The following is a 1846-nucleotide window of genomic DNA, read 5'->3' on the forward strand; positions in this document are numbered from 1 at the left end:
AATTAATAAAGCATCAAGTTCAAAAACTCCCACTTTATTAATAAAAGCTATTTCTTAACTTCATAAAATTGTTATACACTAGAAAAATAAAAAACAAACTATTCGTTAGCAGGTGGAAGAATATGTATGATATTACAATTATCGGCGCTGGAGTAAGTAGCATTTTTATGGCTTATTCACTAGCTAAAAGTAACAAAAAAGTTTTAATTCTTGATAAAGGTAAAGCGCTAGAAGATCGCCATTGTCCTTTAGACGAAGGAAAAGTGTGTAATTGTACTACATGTGATAAATATTTCGGGTTTGGTGGTTTAGGAAAATCTGAAGGGAAATTTAATTATACAAACGGATTTGGCGGAGAACTTGAGAAAAAAGTCGGTAAAGAGGGTTTTATACAACTCATGGCTGAAGTAGATGAAATTCTATGTCAGTTTGGTGGAAGTTCGGTTTCAAAATATTCTACTGAAAATTCAAGTCTCACTAAGAGAGCTGAAGCGTGTGGTTTACAAATGCTAACAACAGAAGTAAGACATCTTGGTACTACACTTTCCAGTAACATTTTTCAGCAGCTCTATGAATTTTTACTGACGAAAATAAAGATCCAATTTCATATAGATGTACAACATATTCTGAAACAGGAAGATCATTTTACAATAGAGACAAATCAAGGAACAGTTCAAACTAAGCAACTTGTATTTGCAACTGGGCGCTCTGGGGCCGATTGGTTAAAAGAAATATGCAGTTCCCTAAATATTTCTCAGGAGCAAACACGTGTAGATTTAGGAATTAGAGTAGAAATGAAAGAACATCAATTACGTTCTATATTAAAAGATACTTTTGAAACAAAACTTTCTTATCAAGGTGAGCATTTCACAGCAACTACTTACTGTATGAATCCACAAGGCCGCATCATTCGAAAGTACGAAGAAGGTTTAGTTATGCCTGACGGTCAAAATTTTCGGGAACAAGGAACTGGCACTTCTAACTTAAATTTCACTTTATTTATTCCTCGCTATTTTCCAACTCTCAAAGAAGCAAATGCATACGCAAGTTCAATTATTGAAGGCATTAACCAAGGACGAGATCGGATTGTTATACAGCGCTTAGAGGACTTACTAAAGAAACAACCTACGGTGGAAAACAGCATGGAGCATAATCGTATACAGCCTACACTACAGGGGGATTATGGAGATTTGAATCAAGAAATTCCTCAATCATATATTGAAGGGCTAAAAGAATTTTTATTACGCTTAGAACAATTTATACAGGAGCCTATCGATCAACATACTTTACTATATGGAATTGATGGAAAGTTCTATGCTCCTACGATAAAAATTAATAATCATTTTGAAACTAGTATACATGGGCTATTTTTAATTGGAGATTGTTCAGGCGTTACGCATTCATTATCTCAAGCAGCTGCAAGTGGTCTGTATGTTGGAAAGTACTTATCTGACATTTAATTTCTATCATTAAAATATCAGTCAAATATTTTCAATTTCAAAACACTTTACTTATATATAGTAAAAGTATATTAATAAGACCCCTATCCTTCCCTGCTAATGATTAACCGACAAAAAATCGGGATTTTACAAAATACATATGTAATATAACTGTATATTTAAAACGATTGGCATTCAATTCTAATAAATTGAATGTCAACAGTTTTAAAAGTCTCTATCCATTTTCACTTTTATTTGTTCGATATTTTGTAACATCATCATAGTGTTTAATATGGTAGGATGTCTATAAGTCAATTTCACTACAACTATGACTTTTTCTGCCTGTTTCTCAAAAAAGAGTTATATTTATGCTACTACGCTTTAAAAATCCCCATTGTATATATATG

General features: G+C 32.6%; 1 protein-coding gene. It reads left to right on the top strand.

Annotation, left to right across the window (positions count from 1 at the left end; genetic code table 11):
* Positions 1-122 precede the first annotated feature (122 nt).
* Entirely contained in the window at positions 123-1460 is a 1338-nt protein-coding gene (locus tag ABWK52_RS28645; RefSeq protein ID WP_097796321.1) for an NAD(P)/FAD-dependent oxidoreductase, read from the top strand.
* Positions 1461-1846: the final 386 nt, after the last annotated feature.

This window comes from Bacillus sp. AP50 (assembly GCF_040492675.1).
Taxonomy (GTDB): domain Bacteria; phylum Bacillota; class Bacilli; order Bacillales; family Bacillaceae_G; genus Bacillus_A; species Bacillus_A cereus.

What these genes read in the sequence shown, in the direction of transcription:
- ABWK52_RS28645 (WP_097796321.1), top strand. Translation starts at nt 123, where the DNA reads ATGTATGATATTACAATTATCGGCGCTGGAGTAAGTAGCATTTTTATG.